At 51.0% G+C, this 23,408-nt stretch carries 24 protein-coding genes; 10 read left to right on the top strand and 14 right to left on the bottom strand.

Annotated features, from left to right (window positions below; translation table 11 throughout):
* Positions 1–22: 22 nt before the first annotated feature.
* A complete protein-coding gene (locus CA13_RS32310; protein WP_146404230.1) occupies positions 23–244 on the bottom strand; it encodes a hypothetical protein in 222 nt (73 codons plus the stop codon).
* Between the two features lie 67 nt (positions 245–311).
* Entirely contained in the window at positions 312–1,100 is a 789-nt protein-coding gene (locus CA13_RS32305) for a glycoside hydrolase family 16 protein (protein WP_419195249.1), read from the bottom strand.
* Between the two features lie 237 nt (positions 1,101–1,337).
* Here CA13_RS32305 and CA13_RS32300 point away from each other — a divergent pair, with 237 nt between their 5' ends.
* Complete coding sequence (locus CA13_RS32300; protein ID WP_146404228.1) at positions 1,338–2,153, top strand: polysaccharide deacetylase family protein; 816 nt, start codon at positions 1,338–1,340, stop codon at positions 2,151–2,153.
* Between the two features lie 177 nt (positions 2,154–2,330).
* Here CA13_RS32300 and CA13_RS32295 read toward each other — a convergent pair whose 3' ends face one another.
* From CA13_RS32295 to CA13_RS32270, 6 genes are all read right to left on the bottom strand, one after another.
* Entirely contained in the window at positions 2,331–2,786 is a 456-nt protein-coding gene (locus CA13_RS32295) for a TfoX/Sxy family DNA transformation protein (protein WP_146404227.1), read from the bottom strand.
* 59 nt (positions 2,787–2,845) lie between these two features.
* Positions 2,846–3,733 (bottom strand): metallophosphoesterase family protein, encoded by an 888-nt coding sequence (locus tag CA13_RS32290; RefSeq protein WP_146404226.1) that lies wholly within the window; start codon positions 3,731–3,733, stop codon positions 2,846–2,848.
* Entirely contained in the window at positions 3,720–4,214 is a 495-nt protein-coding gene (locus tag CA13_RS32285) for a hypothetical protein (RefSeq protein ID WP_146404225.1), read from the bottom strand. The genes CA13_RS32290 and CA13_RS32285 overlap by 14 nt, the downstream gene beginning before the upstream one ends.
* A 209-nt stretch (positions 4,215–4,423) precedes the next feature.
* Positions 4,424–5,035: a preprotein translocase subunit SecA gene (locus tag CA13_RS32280; protein WP_146404224.1), complete on the bottom strand. Its 612-nt coding sequence runs from the start codon at positions 5,033–5,035 to the stop codon at positions 4,424–4,426.
* A gap of 133 nt (positions 5,036–5,168) precedes the next feature.
* Entirely contained in the window at positions 5,169–5,810 is a 642-nt protein-coding gene (locus CA13_RS32275) for a DNA-3-methyladenine glycosylase family protein (RefSeq protein ID WP_146404223.1), read from the bottom strand.
* Positions 5,807–6,982 carry an LOG family protein gene (locus tag CA13_RS32270; protein WP_146404222.1) on the bottom strand — a complete coding sequence of 392 codons (1,176 nt, stop codon included), beginning with the start codon at positions 6,980–6,982 and terminating at the stop codon, positions 5,807–5,809. Before CA13_RS32270 ends, CA13_RS32275 begins: the two co-directional genes overlap by 4 nt.
* Before the next feature lie 378 nt (positions 6,983–7,360).
* Between CA13_RS32270 and CA13_RS32265 the strand changes: the two genes are divergently transcribed.
* A complete protein-coding gene (locus CA13_RS32265; protein WP_146404221.1) occupies positions 7,361–8,236 on the top strand; it encodes a DUF4339 domain-containing protein in 876 nt (291 codons plus the stop codon).
* Between the two features lie 9 nt (positions 8,237–8,245).
* Here the strand turns inward: CA13_RS32265 and CA13_RS32260 are convergent, their stop codons facing one another.
* Complete coding sequence (locus CA13_RS32260) at positions 8,246–8,965, bottom strand: hypothetical protein (protein WP_146404220.1); 720 nt, start codon at positions 8,963–8,965, stop codon at positions 8,246–8,248.
* A gap of 319 nt (positions 8,966–9,284) precedes the next feature.
* Between CA13_RS32260 and amrA the strand changes: the two genes are divergently transcribed.
* The 8 genes from amrA (at position 9,285) to CA13_RS32220 (ending at position 17,498) form a co-directional block, all read left to right on the top strand.
* Complete coding sequence (gene amrA, locus CA13_RS32255) at positions 9,285–9,920, top strand: AmmeMemoRadiSam system protein A (protein WP_146404219.1); 636 nt, start codon at positions 9,285–9,287, stop codon at positions 9,918–9,920.
* Between the two features lie 128 nt (positions 9,921–10,048).
* Positions 10,049–11,818 (top strand): PAS domain-containing sensor histidine kinase, encoded by a 1,770-nt coding sequence (locus tag CA13_RS32250; RefSeq protein ID WP_146404218.1) that lies wholly within the window; start codon positions 10,049–10,051, stop codon positions 11,816–11,818.
* Positions 11,819–11,836: 18 nt separating this feature from the next.
* Positions 11,837–12,481, top strand: a complete 645-nt coding sequence (locus tag CA13_RS32245; RefSeq protein ID WP_146404217.1) for a response regulator transcription factor — start codon at positions 11,837–11,839, stop codon at positions 12,479–12,481.
* Positions 12,482–12,490: 9 nt separating this feature from the next.
* Positions 12,491–14,350, top strand: a complete 1,860-nt coding sequence (locus CA13_RS32240; protein ID WP_146404216.1) for a heavy metal translocating P-type ATPase — start codon at positions 12,491–12,493, stop codon at positions 14,348–14,350.
* Positions 14,351–14,583: 233 nt separating this feature from the next.
* The gene (locus CA13_RS32235) at positions 14,584–14,850 is read left to right on the top strand and encodes a hypothetical protein (protein ID WP_419195248.1); all 267 of its coding nucleotides are present in this window, start codon (positions 14,584–14,586) and stop codon (positions 14,848–14,850) included.
* A gap of 14 nt (positions 14,851–14,864) precedes the next feature.
* Positions 14,865–15,290: a Minf_1886 family protein gene (locus CA13_RS32230; protein WP_146404214.1), complete on the top strand. Its 426-nt coding sequence runs from the start codon at positions 14,865–14,867 to the stop codon at positions 15,288–15,290.
* Entirely contained in the window at positions 15,223–16,149 is a 927-nt protein-coding gene (locus CA13_RS32225; RefSeq protein WP_419195247.1) for a class I SAM-dependent methyltransferase, read from the top strand. Before CA13_RS32230 ends, CA13_RS32225 begins: the two co-directional genes overlap by 68 nt.
* A 2-nt stretch (positions 16,150–16,151) precedes the next feature.
* Positions 16,152–17,498 (top strand): MFS transporter, encoded by a 1,347-nt coding sequence (locus CA13_RS32220; RefSeq protein ID WP_419195246.1) that lies wholly within the window; start codon positions 16,152–16,154, stop codon positions 17,496–17,498.
* 102 nt (positions 17,499–17,600) lie between these two features.
* Here CA13_RS32220 and CA13_RS32215 read toward each other — a convergent pair whose 3' ends face one another.
* From CA13_RS32215 to CA13_RS32195, 5 genes are all read right to left on the bottom strand, one after another.
* Complete coding sequence (locus CA13_RS32215; protein WP_419195245.1) at positions 17,601–18,821, bottom strand: hypothetical protein; 1,221 nt, start codon at positions 18,819–18,821, stop codon at positions 17,601–17,603.
* Between the two features lie 168 nt (positions 18,822–18,989).
* Positions 18,990–19,496: a hypothetical protein gene (locus CA13_RS32210; protein WP_146404213.1), complete on the bottom strand. Its 507-nt coding sequence runs from the start codon at positions 19,494–19,496 to the stop codon at positions 18,990–18,992.
* A gap of 128 nt (positions 19,497–19,624) precedes the next feature.
* Positions 19,625–21,358: a hypothetical protein gene (locus CA13_RS32205; protein ID WP_146404212.1), complete on the bottom strand. Its 1,734-nt coding sequence runs from the start codon at positions 21,356–21,358 to the stop codon at positions 19,625–19,627.
* 39 nt (positions 21,359–21,397) lie between these two features.
* Entirely contained in the window at positions 21,398–22,762 is a 1,365-nt protein-coding gene (locus CA13_RS32200) for a type II secretion system protein GspD (protein ID WP_419195244.1), read from the bottom strand.
* Positions 22,763–22,917: 155 nt separating this feature from the next.
* Complete coding sequence (locus CA13_RS32195; protein WP_146404211.1) at positions 22,918–23,400, bottom strand: hypothetical protein; 483 nt, start codon at positions 23,398–23,400, stop codon at positions 22,918–22,920.
* Positions 23,401–23,408 lie beyond the last annotated feature (8 nt).

Here is a 23,408-nt window from a genome sequence, read left to right as displayed (position 1 = left end):
GATGTAGCAATGGCATGTCCGATTATTGATCGGGAAAACTAAGTCCCCGTCGTTCTGCCATATTGAACACGCGATTGAAAACAGAGCCGCCGTCGATGGCAAACCGTGTTCCGTGATCGATGGTTCGGTCCCAAACTCCAATGCCCGGTCGAAGGTGCACCGTCGCTGACGTTGTACTGAATCTCTTCTCCAGCACGATGCAAATCGCCATCTTCTTCAATTTTAAGTAACGATGCGATTTCATTGTCGGGTCCTATTTGTATGTCCTTTGCTACGCGTCACGACAAGGATCGTAAATCGAACTGCGAGTTTCATTTTTCCACCAGATCGTAGACACGCACGTAATCCACCAAAAATTGATCTGGCAGTTTGGCCTCGCTGATGTCCCCTCCCCATGATCCGACTTCATCGCTCAGCAGCATGTATTGGGGTACTTGGCAAACGCCACCTGCGTTGGTTCGCCATGTTTCCTTTCCATCAACGTAGAAAATGTATTCCTCAGGAAGCCAAAGCAAACCGAACGTGTGCCAGCCATTCATTACGTCAGGCACCTTGACGACATTGCCTTTTGATTTGTGGTGATCGCCGTAGCCATCCCAATGCAATGTGTGTTGAACTCGGTCATCGAGCCATGGCTTTTCCATGATGTCGATTTCCGTGCCGTCCCGGCCATCATCGCCAACCGTTCCAATACCATTGCCATTGATCCAGAATGCAGACCAGTGCCCTGGCTGATTTTGGAATTTTACTCGTGCGACGTAGTATCCGAACGAATGCTCGAATTTACCTTTGGTCCAAACGCAACCGGTAGTGGGTTTGCCATTGTCCGAGAATGTCGTGATGGCAAGATGGCCTTCTCCGTTCAATGAAATCGCTCTTGGACTCCACCAACCCCCTTTCCGTTTGCCATCGGGTCGTGCTTCCCACTTGGTTGCATCGAGTTGGTCGCCGTCGAATTCATCGTGCCATTTTAGCGTTAATGATTTGTCATCCGGAGGCGTGGGCAACTCGTCAACGGACTCCGCAGCCGACACAACGCCCGTTAGAGTTCCCAATAACGTTAGAGTTGCGAGCACTGGGAGCGGTAGCAAAATCTTCATCGACACGATCTCCATCTAGAGAGGGAATTTGTGTTGCCTAGCTTACCAGAAAAAAATCGGCCGAAAGAATTTGGTGCCGCAAAATGGATGCGTATCAATTCAACGAATTACCATGATTCCAATCGTGTTTGTGATAGCGAGAGAGAAGCGATCGCGGTGGTGGGTGCGCCACGAGACGAGTGACTATATTCTAGAGAGCTAACATCGATTCATTCAAAACCGTACTGAGAGAACACAGTGAAGAACACCATCAATAGCACCGCGAAACGTATTCTTCTATTAAACGTATCGGTTGTAGTCTTTGCCATCGCATTTTTCGGGGGGATTGCAAATGGTAATGAAGTAGCGGATGGCGCTGCCCAGGTCATTGTGCTGAAATTGGACGACGTAGTTGCGGCGTCGTCATCCAACGCGCTACCGGTGTCTCCTAGGTGGCAGCGGATCACGGATTTTCTAAAAGAGTCCAACATCAAAGCGTCGTATGGGATCATTGGATATTCTTTGGAGGAAGACAACGAGTCCTACTTCAACTGGATCAAGGATTTGCACAACGGTGGCCAGATTGAGTTCTGGAATCATGGCTACCGGAATCGCAAGTCCACGGACAAGGCCGGTGAGTTTGAGGGGGCGTATGATGAGCAGAAGGTCAGTCTGGTTAGGACTCAGACGCTTGCTAAAGAAAAGCTTGGCATCGAACTAAAAGTTTTTGGTCCTCATTGGAGTGGCACGAACGAGGGCACTGTTAAAGCGCTGGACGAAATACCTGAGATCAAGATGTGGTTCTATGGGCCAAATCATTCCTCCAAGGTTGTGTTTTCAAGGCATTTCACGCTTGAAAATCCGACGCACGTTTCGGATTTCGAAAAATTCAAGACTGCCTATGAGAAGGTAGGGCACGACAAGAAGTGTTTGGCGCTCCAAGGACATCCAGCGAGTTGGGATGATGAGCGATGGCAAGGTTTCGTAAAGATTATCGACTACCTCAAGTCCAAGGGATGCACCTTCATGACTCCTTCGCAATACATGATGACGGTGCAAATCCAGCACGATTAGTTTCACGTACGGCATGCCAACATCGCCGAGTGGATGATTGATCGAAGTGAGCAATATGTAGAAGCGGATACCCCGTGGCCGATTCCGTTGAGATGGCCGGTAGGACGGGAATGCGTCCGAAAGTGGCCTTGCATTTTCATGTGCAAGGATGGAGTCGCAGGTGTTCGGGGAAAGGGTCTACGGAAGGTCTTTGAGCAGTCGCTGTCGGTCGTCGTTCGTCAACTCTCTCCAGTCTCGATTTTGTATGCCAGCGGCAATTGCCCACAGCAGTTTCAGGCTTGCCGATGGATGTTGTTGCTTCACTAATTGATATGCCAAAATAGGGCCCGCGTTTTCAAGTTCAGCTCTGGTCTTGATGCCAACGTCACGCAACCACGCCGCACTTTCGGTTCCGATGTTCCGGACGTTTTCAACCGACTCGCCGATAACTTTTTCGTCTGTTGAGAAACCGACATCACCAAATTGGTTTTCTAATTCGTTGAAATGCTCGCCCGTAGCTGTGTGGATAATGATCGCTCGGTTCTTCCCTGCACTTTGAATCTTGCGAACACCGTGGCCGAATCCTTTGAGGCGTCGCCGCGTCTGCGATGCACTCAGATTGACAAAAAGATATTCGCCGTTCGGATCCGCCATGCCAAGTCAACTCCGATTGGTTTTGATGATTATGACTGGAATGATCGGAGGATTTGGTGTCATGAATCCCAGCGGTAATTCGCTTGTTTACGAAATCCTTCAACCGAAATCGTTCCGTTAGCTTCAAGATTTATGGTCGAGTAACCATTGTTATCGGGTCCTGAACCTTCGACCATCGCGACCATTGTGCAATAGTGAATCCCGCCGATGTCTTTGAGGTCGTTTTGGTGGCTGTGCCCTTGGAAAACCGCCGATACTTTCTGGGAACCCTCGAAAATTCGGCGAACGGCCACAGCATTTCTGACTCCGTGGTTGCTGCTGACATCAAGCCGTTGGTGTGCAAAAACAATCACTCGATGATTGGTTGATTTTAGGTCGGCTTTCAACCATTCCAATTCCGCCGCTGGGACATTCGCATCGGTCCACACCGAATTGTTGCGTCCATACGGTTTTCCATCGCTTCGAAAACAGGAGTCGAGTACGACAAAGTGAAAGCCGCCTCGGTCAAACGAGTAGTACGAATTTTGCTGTCCAACAGCACCAAGGAACTCTTCCTTTTTGAGCGTGTCAACGCAGTGATTCCCCAGCACATAGTGACGATCATTGCAGATCGCGGAAAATTTTTGATCAATCGTCCTTAGATACCGCTGCTCCGTCTCAACCGAATCGGCGGCGTCAATCAGGTCACCTAGCTCGACCATAAAGGATGGAGGGTTCTGTTCGAATTGTGACACTGCTTCGTCGAGCTTTCCAATCGTTTCGCGATAGTAGCGAGTTCCTGCTGGTGGCTTGTCAGCGTAATGCAAATCGGTGATGAGCCCCACCTTCAATGACGATTGGGTTTCATTGGCGATTAGTATGGAAGGGGCAAACGTCGCGGTGGTCAAAAGAAGCGTTCCGTTTTGGATTACCGCTCGGCGTCCTAGGCGTTGATCAACGTTTTTCATGGTTGCTTTTGATGGAGTGTTGATTTCGATGGATGCTTTGCAGTCGAGTTGTGAGGAAATTCGCTAGGTTGGTGACATCGTCCGTCCCCACACGCAACGAGCTTTTTCGCAATTTTAACACCACACAATCTCGCCCCCAGAGATTCCAAACCCAACCTCCACTTAGGCTCATGTGGATACCCCAACCGTCAAGAATGGTGGTTCGACCGGGTTCGGCGCTTTCGATATCTGCATACCGAATGGTTCGATGAAACAGCGGCAAAGGGCCAAAGCGTACCGACAACGCGTCGCCCTCGTCTTCGACCGTCAAATGATGAAACGATGCTGCGAAGAGCAAAATCAACGCTGCAACGCAGGGGAAAATCCACTCAATCACCGGTTCGTTCCGTAACGTCCAACTGAGAACCATGAAGACGATGCCAAGCGTGTAGAGTAGCAAACACAAAGGTGACTGTTGGGTGTGTTTGTAGGTGCTGTTCATCGATTTCGATCACCGGAGACATTTCCTTGGTGTTTTCGCTCTACTTCCATTGTCCGTCTTCGAGCGAGGAATTGCAAATAGACATCATTCCAAACGGATAGTGATTATGCGACTGAAGTTGATAGAGTTGGAAAACAACTATACAAATATCGGCGAGTTGTCCGTTGATGGAACGGAATCTGCAAAAAGATTGGCTTGAGTTAACTGTTTCACAGTTCTGGGCAATTCTTCTCGAGCCATTCGGCGGCGGTTTCGGCATCAAGACGCTTGGATGTCTTTCCTTCGATTTTCTGTTGTGCCATTCTGATGCGACGGGATATCATTTTGCTCTCGATGGCTTCGTGCTCGGACATCCCAAGTGAGCCGAGCATATTCTTGATGCTTTCACCCCCAAAAATGTTTATGACTGGGTCTTCCAGTGAGACATGGTGTGAAAACCGACATCGGCACGGTAACTCATTGGCGAACGTTACGAGATTTTCATCAACCGATGGCAATGGGTGTCGTTCGCCGACGATAATGTCGATGACTGCCGTCTCGTCTACATTCAAGCTGGCAGCAAGATCGGTGTTTAGATTACTTGCAAGCACCGCAATCAACGGCACATCCGATGTCCACTCATTAGCGAGCAAGTGGAGTCGTTCTAGCACATCGGGAAAATGGGCAACAAGCAGAATCGCGACCGATTCGGATTTCGCGCGTTCCTCTGCTTCTTTGATCAGTCCAGTAAACTTGGCATCCGTCGTCATCCAAATTTGGTCAAGCAAGACTTGGACGTTTGTGGGTTTCCTGTTGCCAAAAAGGAAATCGAACAACCCCATTATCGCTTCTCCTTGAGTTTGTCTGCATCCTCACTTCGCCATGCAAATTCATGTTGTATGTGGGTGAAGTGCTACAGCGATTTTGTGCATCAACTAGATCAAGTATATACCAGCATTGGAAGTGTTTGGACGGTTAACGGCTTGCTGTTGCCGTTTTGTATTTGTTGTGCTCTTGCGATCGCCAGCAGTACCAACTTGCAACCGAGGCATAAGGTCGCCATTTCGTGGCGATCGCGTGGCTTGTCTGTTGGTCGGGTAATTCATCGAGACCATAGCAGTTGCGGATCGCTGTTCGTACTCCGAGGTCATCATGTGGAAACACATTTAAGCGGCCCAGCGAAAAAATCAGAAACATTTGAGCCGTCCATTTTCCGATCCCTTTAACCGTGGTCAACTGCTCGATCACTTTTTCATCAGAGTACCGACCAATGTGTTGAAGTCTGATGTCTGCGTTCCTTACTTTTTCCGCTAGGTCGAGCAAGTACTTTGCTTTTTGGGGCGATACTCCCGCAACACGCAGTTCGTCGACGGAATGTCGGGCAAGGTTTTCGGAGGTCAGGCCATCTTTCCCTACGAGTTCTTCTAGTCGTAATCGAATCGATCGTGCCGCGCCCGTGGAGATTTGTTGAGAAATTATCGAACGGACCAGCATTCCAAAACGATCTCGATTCGGCCGCAGTGTAAAGGGACCCACCGTGTTGATGATGTCTTTCATGATTGGATCTGCTGCCATCAAGTAGGCAATGGCTTGTCGATTATTATCGCTTGGGATCATTTACACTTAAATCTCGGCTGTTCTTTTTTTGTATAGATTTCAGGGGCAAACATTTTGATCCTGCGGACAATCTCGTCTTCCAAGTCGGTGAGTGCAATCAATTCGCCATACGCTTTTCCCTTCGCTACATTGACAAGCAGTGGCCAGACAGGCCGGGTTTCCGTCCAATGTTTCTCACCGAACAGAATCATCGGCGAAATGACGCCTTGGTTGGCGTAATGGTTCTGGGTTGCGTCTTGGAAGATTTCTTGAGTTGTTCCTGCGCTACCAGGAGCAAAGATGACACCGTGATTGGCGATAGCTAGAAGGCCATCTTCACGCACACTGTTTGCGAAATACTTGGCGATATGGGTCGCAAATGGTGCTGGTGGTTCATGGCCGTAAAGCCAAGTCGGAACCCCAATGCTCTTACAATCCTGTTCGGTACCATCTGGAATCGGAAATGTTTCCATTACTCGCCATGCACGATGAAGCCAATCTTGATCTTCGTATTCTTGCCCAGGTTTTCCATCGGCAGGTCGCTGCTTGATGATCTCGATTGCGACATCAAGTTCGTTCTCTTCCCGTGATGCAAAGTAAGCACCAAGATGCGTCGCCTCCATCGCACCTGGTCCGCCACCACTGACCATTAGAAATCCGGCCCGTGTCAATAAACGAGAGACTTTCGCAACCTTGGTATAAAACGGATCTTGTCGCTCCATGCCATGTCCCCCCATCACAGCGACGACCTTTTTTCCCTTCAACTCTTCTTCGAGCGCATCGGTGATTGAATGATCGTGGAGTCGTCGAGCAAGGCTGGTGTTGATCGTCTTTGGTGATTTGCCTTGGCAGCAATATTGCTTGTAAACCTTGAAGTCATAAGTCGCTTCGTAGCCTTTGGGATCGTCCATATTGAACCCGTGAAATAGCTCTGCGACGCAATACAGCGACTTTCGGTGCACCTGAAACTTGAAGCCCTTCAGGTCGGGAATCACGACGCCACCGGTTTGCACGATGTGCCCGGCAACGGAGGCATCCATGTCGCACGACAGAAAGATGGAATTCGGGAATTCCTTGTTCTTGATTAGTTTGGCATAGGGCCGCAAATCGAGATCTTGAATCGCCGCAGGTTTTCGCTTCGGTGACTTCTTGGCCCACGACTCGAAATTCGAGACATCCGATATTTCTTTCATGTTCGGCCTCGAAGATTAATGAATACGATTCGGCATCGATGCTGATCAACGTCCTAGCGATTGCCCAATTTACCACAAACCGGCTGAGTAGTAATCATCAGCTTTTAGTCCGATTGAAATCGCAATCGACAATATGATCGCAGCCGTCTCCACGTCCGAACATCCAATTCAGGATTGGGTTCACCCTGTTTGGTAGGATTCCATTTCGGTTGGGGGGTGGCGGGTGAAGGCTCGAAGTGGCCCAATGCCGGTTGAGGGGCCCAATGCCGGTTGAGTGAATCTTGCCAGTCCCCCGGTACGCCGTGGGAAAGTTGACTATGATAAGACGCATCCGTTCCTTTTCGATCGACTTTTCCCGCGTATAAGGCACTGCATCCTATGGGCATTCGGTTCGCCTGTCACGAATGTGGCAAGAAACTGAATATCAAGAACGAATTGGCTGGCAAGCGTGGCGTTTGTCCTGCTTGCTCGTCGCGTTTTCGAATTCCTGAGGAAGACTGTGAACAGTCGCTTCCGGTAGAGCAGGCGCCTGCCGTCGAGAGGATTGCCAGCCAGAGCGTGCCGGTTCAATCACCAGCCAAAACGCCAGTCGAATCGCCTGTGGAATCGCCTGCGGAATCGCCTGTGGAATCACCGGTCGAATCACCGGTCGAATCACCGGTCGAATCACCAGCCAAAGCGTCAGTCGAAACGCCGGTCGAATCACCGATCCGCAAGCCGCTCACGGAAGCCATCTCCGTTCCCAATGAAAGCGGGCGAGGGGAAACGCAAGGTGCCGCGACGATTCCAGCCGCGGTTGTAGGTGATGTCTCACAAAAAAGTGACTCGGACAACGGCGATTGTTTCCCTGCTGCGATTTTTGATGGTTCGTCAACTTGGTATGTACGGCCTCCGAGCGGTGGCCAGTATGGGCCGGCCAGCGAGGATGTGTTTCAGCAGTGGATTGGTGAAGGGCGTGTCGCAGCAACAGCGTTGGTGTGGCGAGACGGATGGGCTCAGTGGCGAGAAGCGATCGAAGTGCTGCCACAGTTGAAAAGCCGATTGCCGGAATCGGAAGAGGCGAAGGAGAGCGATGAGTTTTCGGCGTCGACACCGCAAACGCTCGGAGTTGCACCTGACTCACTGCATGGTGATCACAACATTGGTGGTCGCCGGCGAGCAAAAAGTTTCAAAGGCGTTATGTTAATTACGGCGCTAAGTCTGATTGCGATCGCCTTGATTGTTCTGCTCGTCTGGGCGATGAATCGGCCCTAAAGTAATCTCCTATTGCAGAAGCATCACGAATCCGGCGATAGCGGCGGATTGCAAAAGCACCCCGTGCGGATCGAGCGGAAAAGGGTTTTTAGGCGTGGAAAAGGACTCGCAGGTGAAGCACTCGCCCGCGGTTGGCACGCAACGACCCATCGGCTCGGCAGCCAAATGATACGGCCACAATTCGGTTCGACCAATGAATTCGGTCATGGAAACCGCGTTTTGAAAGAATCCGTAACTGCGCCCGCAGCGTTCGAGATTCTTCTGCTCAAAATACAGCGGTTGATGACAAAAACCGACCGTGTAGCGGTCGGGACCGGGAACTGGTAGCCCAAGGGAATGGATAACAATTGACGCTTCGGTTTCGAGCTCTGCGGCCCGATTCTTTGGCGTCTCCATTGCCGGATCAAGCGTTGCGACGGTGATCGAGGTGACAGGTTTGCGAAGTGCCATCAAGTGTTCGCTACGTCGACGATCTCGAGATGTCGTTTCGCTCTCTTCTGCTTGGGCCTGATCCAGCAGCTCGTCTGTGGTGCCGACATCGGTCTGTTCTGATTTCCTCTCGGCGTCGGAATTTGGTGTTTGCGCCGCCATCAAGGCACGCAGCGATGACTTTTGCCCGTAGGCCACCTTAGGGTTAGAGAGCAAAACACACGCGACCATCATCGCAATAGAGTGAAACGCCACAACGCGAAAAATGGCGTATCGACAACCGATTGAGTTTAAATTCATAAGTGAAACATTTGTCGAAGGCTAAAATGTGCCGAGTCACTCGGGTTTTATCGATGCTTCACAATCGGTTTCTCGACGATAATCAAAACAACCGGCACCGCTGGCCGCAACGAAAAAGGGGACCCAAATTGCCTAAATTGCAGTTGGGTGATTTAGCGGGAATAGCATTTGCATTTCACCTTCCATAATCGTAGGCTGATCAGAATCCGCTTTACACGTACGAATCGATAGGATGTTCGGTGTGCGTCGGTGTGCGTTGGTGGCGCATCTGTGCGTTTTCAGCGAGTAATGGGCCAATCAATAGGACGATCGGAATATCATGCCAAAAAAAATGGAACTAGGTCAGTTGAGCGAATTGGATCAGCAAACTTTGCTGGATGTTGCGGCCAATAGCATCGAAATTGGGCTCGAAACTCGACGGATCATGGAACCGGATTTGAGTGCATATTCAGAGGATTTGCGGCACGTCCAGTCTTCTTATGTGACGCTTCACGTCAACGAACAACTGCGTGGTTGCATTGGATCGCTTGATGCATCGGACCCGTTGGTCACGGATGTCAGTCACAATGCCTGTCGAGCGGCGTTCAATAATGGACGTTTCGCGGCGGTGCGTCAGGAAGAGTTCCCCCGGTTGACGATTCAAATCACGGTGCTTAGCCCCTTGAAGCATTTAATCACACGCACGTTCGGTGATGTGATCGGACACATTCAACCGGGTGTCGACGGCGTCGTTTTGCGGCTAGGAGATCACTCGGCGACTTTTCTTCCTGATGTTTGGGAGACCTTGCAGGATCCGGTCGAGTTCTTTCGCCATTTGCGACTCAAAGCGGGTTTGGATCCCGATCGGTGGTCACCCCGTATACGCGTTTCGACATACACGACCCAGCGATTCGCCCGACTTGCACCCGCGGAAGGGCATGCGGAACTGGAAACCGATTCCTGTGCTCAGCTATGAGTCGCATCGGGAATTTCCTGAGGTGGTTGTCGCGAAGTCCCCAGTGCAGTCAACGAAATTGCAAATCAGTATACTTCTGATACGTCGTTAATGGACCTGCGTATCCGAACACCATAACCACAGAAAAGATGTCGAAGCGAGATCAACTCGAATCCGAAATAGCGGGTCGTTTGGGTATCTATCCATCTTTTTACCAGGTCGGAGAGAATCAGCCCGAGATCGTTACGAATCTGTGGGAACAGACACTATTCGCGTATCTCGACAACCCGATACCGGACGGGTTCAAAGAGCGATTGTTTGTTTATCTGTCTCGCTTTTGCAAGGTTCCCTACTGCGTTACGCGACACGCGACATGGTTGGTCACTCGAGACGATCCCCATTTGGGGGCCGATATCGACGGCGAAAACCGCGCAAGAATATCGGTATTCGAGATGGTTGAAATGCTCAACCGCCCGGCTTTGGATCAGGAAGAACTGCAGAGTCACCTCGAGGTGCTCCGAGGTGTTGGCGAACCACTAGGGGAATGGCCTCGGAACGGAAGCATTATCGAAGAAAGTGTGTTTGCCTGTTCGACTTCGGTTTTTCTCAGTGATTCCTCTGCGTTGGATTGCCGCATTGCGCTTCGCGATGCTTTTCGATCGGATTGGTACGAAAGATTGGTTCTGTTTCTATCGTTTGTTCGGACCGCCCATTTTTGGACCGAAACGCATGATAACCTGCAACTCGAACCGGACGTGGAAAGTGTGTTGTCTGATTACCCGCCGTTCGCCGAGTGGGTGTCGTCTTATAATCAGCAAGTTGAACGCGAGCAGCAGCAGCAGCAACGGAAGGAACGCGAGCTATACGAACAGAAGCAACGCAACTACTTCCGTGATTTGGCAACCAAGCGACTCGTCAAGCAAGAGAAAAAATTCCGAACCTTGGCCGACAATGTGCCGGAACTATTTTGCTATGTGGATACGAAGCTCCGGTGTCAATTCGTTAATCGACGTTACGAGGAGGTGTTTGGTCGGCCTCGCCAGCAGATGCTCGGTCGACCGATCATTGACGTGGTAGGCAATGATGACTATTTGCGAATGATCCAAGAACCGCTCCAAACGGCACTGGCGGGGAACCGTGTTTCCTTTGTCGATAAATTCCGTGTCTATGATGGCACCGATTTTTGGTTTACCGCTGTTTTGATTCCGGACCAAAATGAGCAGGGCCAAGTTAGTGGTGTCTATTTCCTTGCGACCGATATCACTGAGCGACGAGCGCTCGAAAAACAAGTGCTTGATGTCGCCGCCGAGGAGAGTCGCCGGATTGGAAACGATTTGCATGACGGAATAGGCCAAGCACTGACCGGCCTTTCGATGGTGGCCGATACGTTGGTTACGGCGATGTCACGAAGGGAAGCCGCCCCCGAATTGCGGTTTGCCAAGAAACTGGATGCTGGTCTTAAGCAAACCCTGGGCCAAGTCCGCGTGTTGGCTCGTGGAATGTACCCGGTTGATGTGGATGCAGCAGGATTGATGTCGGCGTTGTCGTTGATGTGTGAACAAATAACGGACCTATACAACATCGATTGCTCGTTCGAATGCAACGAACCGGTTTTGCTAGCTGACAACCAAGTGGCAACCCAGGTATTTCGTATTGCTCAGGAAGCGACGACCAATGCGGTCAAACATGGCAAAGCGAAACGAATCGAGGTAGTATTGTTAATTGAGAATAATTGTCCTCGTTTAAGGGTGATCGACGATGGCGTTGGTATCGTCGAGAATCCACAGCAAAGCCATGGTATGGGGCTCCGAATCATGGGATATCGCGCGGGAATTGCCGGAGCCGAATTGCGAATACGACCTGCGACGGGTGGCGGCACGGAAGTGTCTTGTACGCTTGCTCGCGAAAATAACCGGTAGGACCAAAGGCTTTTTGTGATGACTACAATTGTAATTGTCGATGATCATCCCTCCACTCGTGATGGGTTGATGACGCGGATCGAACTTGAAGCTGACCTCCGGGTCGTTGGTGAAGCGGCCGACGTGGATGAGGCATTTGAGTTGATCCAATTGAAATTGCCGGATATCGCAATTATCGACGTGTCACTCAAAACCGGCAATGGAATTGAATTGATCAAGAAGGTCAAATCGGCAAACTTAAGCACGCGTATGCTGGTTTGGTCGATGTACGAAGACTCTCTGTACGCCGAGCGAGCTGTACGGGCCGGTGCGATGGGATACATCAATAAAGAAAACGTCACAGGAGTGATCATTGATGCGATTCGGCGGATACTCAAAGGTGATATTTTCTTGAGCGAGGCGATGTCGGCAAAAATGCTCAATCGTGTCGTGATGGGACGTAGCCCGCTCGGCAAAGCGCCGGTTGATGCGTTATCGGATCGTGAGCTGCAAACGTTTGCTTTAATTGGACGAGGACTCAAGACGGCCGATATTGCCGGTGAGATGCAATTGAGTACAAAGACGATCGAGACCTATCGTGCTCGGATCAAAGAAAAGCTAGAACTCGATGACATGGCTGCTCTTACTCGCGAGGCCGTTCATTGGACCATTGAAAACGGTTAATGGATGTAAATGGAAACGAATCAAAATCGTATGCAACTGGTGATCGCCCTTCTTGCGGTCATTGCGATCATTGTCCACCTGGTATTGCGGTTTTCGGTAGTTCCGTCGCAAACCGTGGTGAACTTGCCGTTGTATGTTGCCTTGGTCTTGGGTGGGATTCCATTGGTTTGGGAATTGCTCGTTAAGCTAGTTCGAGGCGAATTTGGGTCCGATCTTCTCGCCGGTATCTCGATTGTCACTGCGGTGATCCTAGGCGAGTACCTTGCCGGCACACTGGTTGTGTTAATGCTGTCGGGAGGCGAGGCGCTTGAAGGCTACGCGGTGAAGAGTGCCTCTTCGGTGCTGCAGGCTCTATCCAAGCGGATGCCCTCGGTCGCTCACCGAAAAACCAATTCAAACATCGAGGATGTGGCGCTCGACGAGATCGCGATCGGCGACTGTTTGCTCGTGTTTCCCCACGAAGTCTGTCCGATCGATGGTACCGTCGTCGACGGCCATGGGGTCATGGACGAATCTTACTTGACGGGCGAACCGTATATGATGTCCAAAACGCCTGGTGCGACCGTGATTTCCGGGGCAATTAACGGTGATTCCGCGCTGACGATCCTGGCAGATAAGTTAGCGGTTGATTCGCGTTATGCCCAAATTATGAAGGTCATGCAGTCGTCTCAACAACAACGACCTCGTATTCGCAGGCTCGGTGACCAGCTTGGTGCTTTTTACACGCCTATCGCAGTTTCGGTTGCCCTTGCCGCATGGTTTTTCAGCGGCGAAGCGATTCGCTTTTTGGCGGTTTTGGTCGTTGCGACGCCGTGCCCGTTATTGATTGCGATTCCGGTAGCGATCATCGGTTCGATTTCGTTAGCAGCCAAACGTGCGGTCGTCATTCGCGACCCCTCGGTACTCGAGAAGTTAGGCGGATGCCGTACAGTGATCTTTGATAAAACGGGAACCCTGACTTACGGTGAGCCCAAATTGACTCAAATGTTTTGTCCACCCGGCGTGGATGAAAACGAAGTTCTGTCCTTGGTCACAAGTGTTGAACGATATTCAAAACATCCGCTTAGCGAAGCGATTCTCGATGCGGGCAAAGAACGCAAAGCGGCCATCTTGGAAACGTCGGAGATTAGTGAGAAGCCAGGCCAAGGGCTTCGCGGTGTGGTCCATGGAAAGTCCGTTCGCATCACTCACCGAAAAGCAATCGCGAAAGAGCATCCCCAGCTGGTTGATCAATTGCCACCGCCATCGTCAGGGCTTGAGTGCGTCGTATTGATTGATGGATCTTATGCAGCAACCTATGCGTTCCGCGATGCTCCTCGAAAAGAAGGTGCGTCGTTCGTGCGACATCTCGGCCCCAGGCATAAGGTCAAGCGAGTGATGTTGCTCTCCGGAGATCGTGAATCCGAAGTGCGTTACTTGGCTGAGAAAGTCGGTGTCAGTGAGATTTATGCAGAGAAGAATCCCGAAGAGAAGCTTGAGATTGTTCGCAAGGAAACCGGGTTGGCAGACACGCTTTTTGTTGGCGATGGAATCAATGACGCACCGGCGTTGATGGCTGCGACCGTTGGCATCGCATTTGGTCAAAACAGTGATGTCACGACCGAAGCCGCCGGTGCCGTTGTCCTCGATTCGTCACTACAAAAAGTGGATGAGTTGATGCACATTAGCCAGCGCATGCGCACCATCGCTTTGCAGAGCGCGGTTGGTGGAATGGCCATTAGTATCATTGCGATGTTTGTCGCAGCAGCGGGTTATTTGCCGCCAGTGGCCGGTGCGATCACGCAAGAAGTCATTGACGTGTTTGCGGTCGTCAACGCGCTTCGTGTTGCGTTGCCACCGAACTCGCTGACCGATTATGAAACCACGTGAGGTTGCTATGCTCAATGTGGTGATTTTGGTGAGGGCAAAGTGCCACCGGCGTGGAGGTGTGCGCCATGCTGATGCTGATAACCGAGGACCGGCGATCTCCAAAGCATGTATATTGAAATTTCAATTTTTTGTTCTTGAAACCGTTTCCAATCGCCGAAAATGGGATTGTAAATAGTTGTCTGATTAGTTTTACTAACACTGTTAGCTGGGCGGCTCTTGACGTGATTTGCCCCATGACCTCTGGTGTCGCTCAGCTAGCTTTTTTCTTTTTTGCTCATGGTTTGCTTGCCCTGGGCCACGTTACCAGCCCCCTTATCACTCGTTTCTTCCATCCAGGCAAAGTTTTTGCGGGTGAATTGTTTTTTTGGGTAAAGTTGGTCAGAATGTACGAGACCTACGCGTCAGGGCCAAAAGCCGACAGGGCCTCAAAAGGCTATTTTTCGCTTTTGCATGTGATGCAGGTTCAGCAGATTTTTTGGTGCACTCTTATCAATTGTTAGTCAACGAGCGAAGCATGCCGACTCCCCTTCAAGCAATTCGCGATCTCTTGGTGGAAGATCCACGGTACCGGATCGAGGCTTACCAGTTTATTCGTGAAGCACTGCATTTTGCCCACGAAAACTTTGACATTGATGGGGAGAATGACTTGGCTGAATCGATCCGAAAAGGGCAAACAGGGCCGAAACATGTGACGGGGCAACAGCTTTGCGAAGCATGTCGACGCTATGCGACCGACCAATACGGGTTCTTGGCAAAGATGGTTTTGGGCAATTGGGGGATACGGTCGACGAGCGACTTCGGGGATTTGGTATACAATCTTATTCGTATCGAACAAATGCGAAAAAGCGAAACCGATCGCCGAGAGGACTTTGATGACGTTTATGATTTCGGCGACGCCTTCGAACCCGAGTTTGAGTTGGTTCCGCGCGAAGCAGAATAGCTTCAAGCGGCGTGGTGGATTTCCTTGCGAACGTGCGTCCAGTGTTTTGGGGCGATCCCCTTTCACAGCGGCTTTCTCGACGCTGCTGCTGTGGCTCGTTTTGACGGCGTCATTAGGGTTGGCTCAAGAAGTCCCCTCGGTTCTTGATGCACCCGCAGGAATTGAATCCGTTGAATCGGCACCGCCAAAAGAAAATGCTCGGCGAGTCTATCTTGGCCGGATCGTCGCCCAGTACATGTCACATGCCGGTGCACCTTGGCTGGTTCGCGCAAACCGAGACCAAGAAGAAAACGCGTCGGAGTCGTTTACTCAACTTGGTCTGACCCAAGGGATGACGGTTTGTGATCTTGGTTGCGGTAACGGTTACTGGACGCTACCGATGGCAAAGGCTGTTGGTGAAACCGGTTCGGTGTTGGCCGTGGATATTCAACCGGAGATGCTGCAGAAACTTCGCGCTCGGGCAGGTCGTGAACGAATGCAGAATATCCAAGCCGTGCTGGGCAAAATCAATGATCCCAATTTGCCGAAGAACGAAGTCGATTTGGTATTGATGGTCGACGTTTATCATGAGTTTTCACACCCTGAATCCATGCTTTGGCATATCCACCGCGCGCTCAAACCCACCGGCGTGATCGCTCTGTTGGAATATCGCGAAGAAGACCCGACCGTGCCGATAAAGCCACTTCACAGAATGTCGAAATCGCAAATTATTAAAGAGTATGAACAAAACCACTTCAAACTGGTCCGCGAGTGCAATAAGCTACCTTGGCAGCATTTGATGTTTTTCGCCCGGTCTGATAGTCCGCTCGAAGCAATCCCACCTAAACCGACCTCCGATGTATTGAAGGATTTAAAGTGAGCGTGAATGATTCCAACGCAAATGATGCGGCAGGTCATGGTCAAAAACCCAGCGAATCGACAGATCCGTCGATCATGATTCGGCTAGCGATCTTAATGTTCTTTCAGTTCTTTATGTGGGGGGCCTGGTACGTTTCAGCAACCGGCTTCATGCTCCGCGAAGACATTAGCATGAATGGACTCGTCTTTGCGCTCTATTCGGTCGGGCCTTTGGCTGCCATTTTTTCACCGTTCTTTCTTGGGTTGATTGCTGATCGATTCATGCCGACTCAGTTCACACTTGCGATGCTGTTTGCGGTCGGTGGCTTACTGTTGTTTGTCGCTCCTTCGATGGCTTCCCCCTTCGGTGTGCCTGATGTTTCAAGCCAGCATTGGTTAATGGGCCGCTTTAGCATGCTTTGGCAATCGCTTCAGCATCCGTTCGTTTTAACAATGTTAGGGCACATGTTATGCTTCATGCCAACGATCGCGCTGACGGCAAGCTTGTCGTTTAAGCACTTGAAGAATCCTGAAAAGGAGTTTCCGGTTGTGCGGGTGCTTGGCACGATCGGTTGGATCTGCGGTAACTTGGCGATTAGTTTGTTACCGGGAAAGGATGCGTCTTCGCTCCAATTCTTCTTAGCAGGCACGTGTGCGATTGGGCTCGGCATTTATTGCTTGATGCTACCGCACACACCACCACCGATGAAGGGAAAACGGGTTTCGTTTGGCGAGATCCTCGGGCTCGATGCACTGCGTTTATTTCGCAGTCCCTCTTACACGGTGTTTATCATCGCGTCGTTTTTAACCTGCATTCCGTTGGCTGGCTATTTCGCGTTTGCTCGGTCGTACGTGGAAGCATCCAATGTGACCCCATTTGGGAGTGCCACGTTTGCAATGGCGTTCGGTCAAATGAGTGAAATCTTTTTCATGCTAGTGATGCCACTTTGTTTCGCACGTCTCGGTGTCAAATGGATGTTAGCAATTGGAATGGGGGCTTGGGTGTTGCGCTACGGGCTATTCGCCGCAGCTGCGGGGGATCAAATTTGGTGGATGATCATCGGCGGCATTTTGCTGCACGGGATTTGCTATGACTTCTTCTTCGTAACCGGCATGATCTACGTTGATAAGAAAACGCCCGCCGCGATCCGCAACCAAGCCCAAGGGTTCCTGGTCTTGGTTACGCAAGGCTTGGGGATGTTCATCGGAGCCCAAGTGTTTGGCGGATTAGAAGTTTTCCAAACCGAGGGCGGCGTACTTGATTGGAAAGGGTTTTGGATGTATCCGGCTGGCTTTGCCGCAGTGGTGATGGTCGGCTTTATCCTGTTGTTTTGGGACAAGAAGCCAAAGGCCGACATCGAAGTCGGCTAGGGGAGTTCAGGCAAGGGAAATCAAGCCGTCTTCCCAAAACGATGCCCTTGCTCTGCGCACTGAACTCATTTTTCGCCAACGATATTTCTGACCAGTACCTGCTTATTGGACTGGATTTTCAGGAACCGCTTCAAATATCGCGATTTGTCCGTCGTTCCGTTTGTCTTTATTGCCGTCGGGCCATGATAGGGCAACGGCATAAAGTTTCCCATTTCGATCAAAGGCCTTCAAACCGTGCATATGATGCATGAATCCTAGCCCGTCGTAAGTGGCGGGAATGAGTGACCCGATCAATTCATTGTTTTGCAGAACCAATACGGGAGCGACTCCGCCCGTATCGGGCAACGAATTCAGTAGCGGTACAAAACTTTTGTCGTCGACAAACGAAAGATTGCAGGGTGTCGATCGGTCCGGTAGTTGGACGTAGTATCCGTTATTGGCTCCCTTTAAACGGATCATCGCACCCGAAGGGGTGAAGCCATAGATTCGACCATGACCGCGCGAAGCGACTTCAATTGTTTCCAAACCATCAACTTGTTTGACTTCCATCCCATGTGCCGTGTTGAATGGTCCTCCCTCACTTTGCTTTCCGCCAAACGCCGGGCCGCTCCACTGCCAGGTTCCATCGATTCGCTCCGCTGACACGGCAAAGTCACCAGGGCTATAACCTGTCACAACGACAAGTCGCTTCGCTTCGGGCAACCAAACGACATCGCACGGGACGAAGGGACCTCCGTTGGCGTAGTACTGATTCGCAGTCGGATTGTCGAATTCTTTTCCAGTAGGCGAACCTAAACGAGCGACGATTTTTCCACGGTTGGAGATGACGATCTCACGCGTGTTGGTTGACGCGGCCGCGTAGAGAACTTGCCCGTCGAATTCGAAACAGTCCATTCCGTGTGCGTTCATGCCAGCGGCAAAGTGTTGATCTTGGTCTTCGATCAACGTCCACGCTTTTAATTCGGAATCCAAAGCAACCAATCCATAGTCCTTCACAACTGTGATCAGTTCTCCAGTCTTCGGATCAATGTCGGCATTGTTGTGCAGGCCAGTTCGGGCCGCTTCGATCATCGCATCGGGTTGCGTGCCAAGATCGCTGCGGTGTTTCCAATGGAAAGTCTGCTTATCGGTACTAAATCCATTCCCATCACCGTCGGTGGAAATCGTGATGAATCGGGACGTGTTGTTTGGAGATGGAGACATTGCCGGTCGATGTTTGTGGGAGTGACCTTCGTGAGCATACGAGGTGGCGATCGTGGTCGTGGATATTAGCAGCGGTAGTAGAATCGCCATCGGACGATTCGGTTTTCGCAGGTTTCGCATCGTGATTTTTCCAGAGAAGCAGAAAGGAGTGGACGGAAATGGTCGTGCCAAGGACCAAGGATGTCAAGCCATCCTAATCGAAACCGACTTCTTGATGGGGCGTTGCTACTCGTAACCAGGCCCCCTTAACTAGTGCCCCATAATTAGGGCCCCTTAACCGGAGTACGGTTACGGGGTCGTAACGGTGCAAGTAAGCACGGCTTCGTAGGTTCCCGCGACGACGAAGGCGGATTGCTCCGCGAGCATCCGTACGTGCACGCTCAAGTCGGCTTCGCCTTGATGGCTAGCGATCACCTGCACGGCTGCATTTTGATCACCCAAGTCGATGTCCGTTGCCGCCGTAGGCTCACTGATGGACCATGTCGCGGGTCCATTGGATGCATCCAATTGGACTGAAATCTCTCCATCCGCTTGGATATCTTGATTGCCAATCATCGAAAAGGGCTTCTCAAGCATAAACAATACGGAAATCCCCTCAGCGAGATTGGAGGATACGGACCACGATTGTTGTGGAAACGAGATGTCCGTGGCGGAGTCGACCGAGTCAATCGAAATCGTGGCAGGTGAACTCACGCAGGTTCGCTGTGGCACTCGCATCTTGAAGTTTTGCGAACCAATGTGTTGTGCTCGGACGGTTCCACAGCCAATGAGAAAGATGGCTGCGAAAGAGATCATTAAAACGATCGGTCGCAGGATTCGATGTGAACACATCCTGTTCACTATGAATGGCGGGATGTTGATTCGCAATCCATTCAGGATTGCTTCGCATCCTTTCGCGTCGCATCGCTAGTTAGCTATGACAATTAGCCTGCTTTTGCGGGTTGCGACCCTTGATTGGCGGTGACGGATTCGGTTTCCGCACCGTCTGGATCGAGCGAGATGATCAACGTTTGAGTCTTCGCTGGTTGATCGGGTGTGGTCTGCAAGCCCAATGACAATTGGTAATTGCCTTTGACGAGTCGTTGTTCGGGAATGAATCGTAATTCGCGAGTTTCACCCGGAGCGATCCAGCGTCCGTAGCCGTCACTCAACCTCCATGCATGTCCGTGCTCGTCGGCTACCTGCAAATCAGCATGAATCGGCACGTACCCGGCACCTTGGTTGGTCACCGCCAACAGAAACGACGTGAAACCATCCACTTCAAGCGATTGTAATCCCGCTAATTCGATTTGAGGCGTCGGAGGTTTTCCGTACAACATCGCTAAGGGCAACTCTTGACGCTCTTTCTTCCCGTTTTGGTTAACAAGTTCGATAATCGCTTTGCCGTAAATCGCCTGATCGAGATCGTGATCGTTAAGAAGTGTTGCACGCACTGTCTTGGTTCGTCCACTTCGGACATCAAAGTCGCTTGAGGACAAACGGATCTGTTCGAGTGGATTTCCCTGCAGGTCTTCTAGGCGAAGTTCAACTGCTCGCTCGGCCACAGAGCTGTTGGTAAACCGAAGCGTGCAAGTTCGATTGGCGCCAGCGATTTGGCCCAATTCAATTTGGGATGGTTCGACCGATAGTGAATCGTCGACGTACGCGAGTTTGGATTGCAACGCAGGGTAATCATCCCGTTTTACATCGATCGAAAAAGACTCTTCGGTTAGTGACCGGCGTCCATTGGTGATGCTAAGTTTCAGCGTTTGCTGACCAGGAAACAGCAAATCTTCGATGCCCGCTTCGAGCCGTACTTTGCTGTTGGGCATGATCCGGACTAAGTAACGTTGTTCGTCAGGCAAATTTACTCGCGATGGCATGATCATCCAAAAGGGAGTCGGTCGCGAGTTAGCGGAGGATTCGATTTCACCACGAACGCTGCATTCAAAAGCGAAATTGGTGGGGTTGACCAGGAATGTCCTTGCAACGGGCATTCCGTTGGAACTGCGGACGGTTCCTTGTTCGAATGTCAATTGGTTCATTTCGCTTAGATCTTTTTCGCCGGTTTCGACATCGATGCGCAAGACATACTGTGTGACGAAGCGGATCGAAGCGTTGGTTCCGTTTGGATCCGAAGGTCGGTCTGGATCGGCTGAAACTTGTCCGTTGTCGCGAACCAGAACACCGTAGGAGAGAAAGTTGGACTTCGCTAGTGGTATGGTCAATTCACCTGTGATTTCGTGCGATTGCCCAGGGGCAAGTTCAAATTCGGTTTCCGAAGTAAAGCGAATCGCATCGGCGGGATCGCCTTGTTCATCATGAAGAATGATCCCCGATTCCTCCTGACGCAATTTCACGGGTGAAACCGTGACATCCATTGCCTTGCCCGTAGAACGAATCAGAAATGTAAACGGGATCACTTCGCCGCGTCGTGCATCGAATCGATGGACGATCGGTTCAATGTGAAAAGACGGTTCAACCGTTTGCGTCAGAGTCACGCGTCTCGCATCGCTAGACTGATTGGAGGGGTCGGTCCGTGTCTGAGCGGCCCGTGTCTGAGCGGCCCGTGTCTGAGCGGCCCGTGCCTGTGCAGCCCGTGTCTGTGCGATACAGGGCGATGTAAATCCGACAGCGGCGGTGATCGCAATAGCGACCACAATGGTTGACTTCGTCATGGGTAAGCTAGGCTTGCGCGGATGGTGGTGGGGGAGTGTCTATTGACAAACGCCGACTTGAAACTCATCCATGACTTTGTTCGGCTTAACGATTCGGGGGGAGATAAAAATAACGACTTCGGCTTCCCGCGTTTGTCGTTGAGTGTTCTCAAAAAGATAGCCCATCAGAGGAATTCGGCTGAGACCAGGTACCCGATTTATTCGATCAATCGTCTCTCTTTGAACCAGACCGCCGATCACGATGGTTTTGCCGTCTTTAACGTGGACGGTGGTTGATACGCTGCGGCGATTGATGATGGGGAATGGGTTCAGCGCAAGTTCGGTATTGGCGTTGCGAATGTCTTCGCTAACCTCGGCTTTTTCAATTTCGATGGTCACCAAGTCACCACGAACGTGAGGCGTAATGTCGAGTGTGATGCCCGATTCGACCGATTGGATTTCTTGTTGAAAGAAAAACGAACTATTGTCGGCATTCGCGGTCGTCGGTGGCTGAACGCTAAAGTAGGTTTGTCGATTGATTGCAATGTTGGCTTGTTCACCGTCTTGTGCCATCACATGCGGTGTGGCACGAATTGTGAGGTATCCGTTTTCGGAGAGGAGTTTGACGAACGCCGAAGTGTTTGAAAAATCGTCAAACAGTGCGCTAGCACCTGCGGGGCTATAATTGCCGCTCATTGCCAAGCCTGTTGCGCCGAGTTTGAAGGCGTTTTCGCCATTGAGTTCGACAGCGTGTTGCCAATCGAGTCCAAATTGGAATCCTGAGTCGGGCGAAATCACGCAAATGATTGCTTCCAATACGACTTGAGGAATCGGTTGGTCGATCGCAGCAAACCGATCTAGAATTTCATCTGCCAAGATCGCTGGTGCTTCGACGATGATCAGATTTGTATTCTCAATCAATTGGACGTATTGTTTTAGTCGCTCGGGCACCGTTTCGACCATCGCATTCGCGTCGAGGAAAGCCGGGCGGTATTCGTCGCGACGGGCGACGTACGGAAATAGGGGACTCGTGGGGTCCGCAGGGCAAACGACGAATTGGTCGTTGTGTCGGGCGCTGACGAATCCCAACGGCATCAACACTTTTTCGATTGCGCGGTCAATCGGCAAATTGTTGACTTGGGTGTTGATAATCCCGGTGACCTTTTCATCCATGATCAAATCGACGCCGGCGTCTTCGGCCATCAATAGCAGTGCTTCGCGGATGTCGGTTTCGATGAATTCTTCGTTAATCAGCGGTTGATTCGGTGATTCTTCGACTAGGGCATTGTCAAGGAATCCGCTGCCGGTGGGGCCGTTCAAGTTGGCTGTGTCTTCATACAAAATGGTTTCCGATTCGAGAACGATTTCGACTGGCTCTTCGACTTCCATCGTCGCAATCGATTTGCTGAACGATTGTTCGATCAATTCGTGAACGGTCGGTCGGGGAGGTAACGGATGTGATACGCACCCGAAAAGGGACAAGCTCGCAATGCAAACGATACCTAGCCCAACCACATTGAGTGTGGTGGAGAGGATTGTTCGAATAGACGAGGTTGCTTGTGGCAACGCGGTTTCCAGGTTTACGGTGCGGTGACGGAGAGAATGACAGTTGTGCAATGCGTACCTGCGGCAGCGTGCTGTTGGTCAATGCCAACTTGTAGCTCAATGCTTGCTCGCCCGGCACCTTGCGCAAACAGGTTGATCGAAGCCTGTTCGTCACCCGATCGAAGATTCGTCGAATCGATGATGGCGGAGGGTGAAATCTTGATCGGACCTTTTTGGCTTTTTACTCGGGCCGACAACGTTGCGTCGCTTTGCAGTTGACTTGATTGTGAATGCGTAAACGGAATTGCGACCCAATGGAGTACTGCCTGGCTGTTGTTTAATCTCAGATGCCAATCGGATAGAGCGGAGCCCGCAGGATTGTTTTCATGACGAACCATTTCGACGCGAATGCCCGACGTATTGCCTCCACCAAACGTTGGATTGCTATCTGCATCGGCACTGACCGGCAAAGTCAATGTTGCGGCTGCAAATAATAGTGCGTGGAAAGGTTTCAGCATTGGTTAGG

The organism is Novipirellula herctigrandis (assembly GCA_007859835.1).
Taxonomy (GTDB): domain Bacteria; phylum Planctomycetota; class Planctomycetia; order Pirellulales; family Pirellulaceae; genus Novipirellula_A; species Novipirellula_A herctigrandis.
The sequence above is the reverse complement of the archived record's forward strand: the minus strand, read 5'-3'. Positions and strand labels throughout refer to the sequence as shown.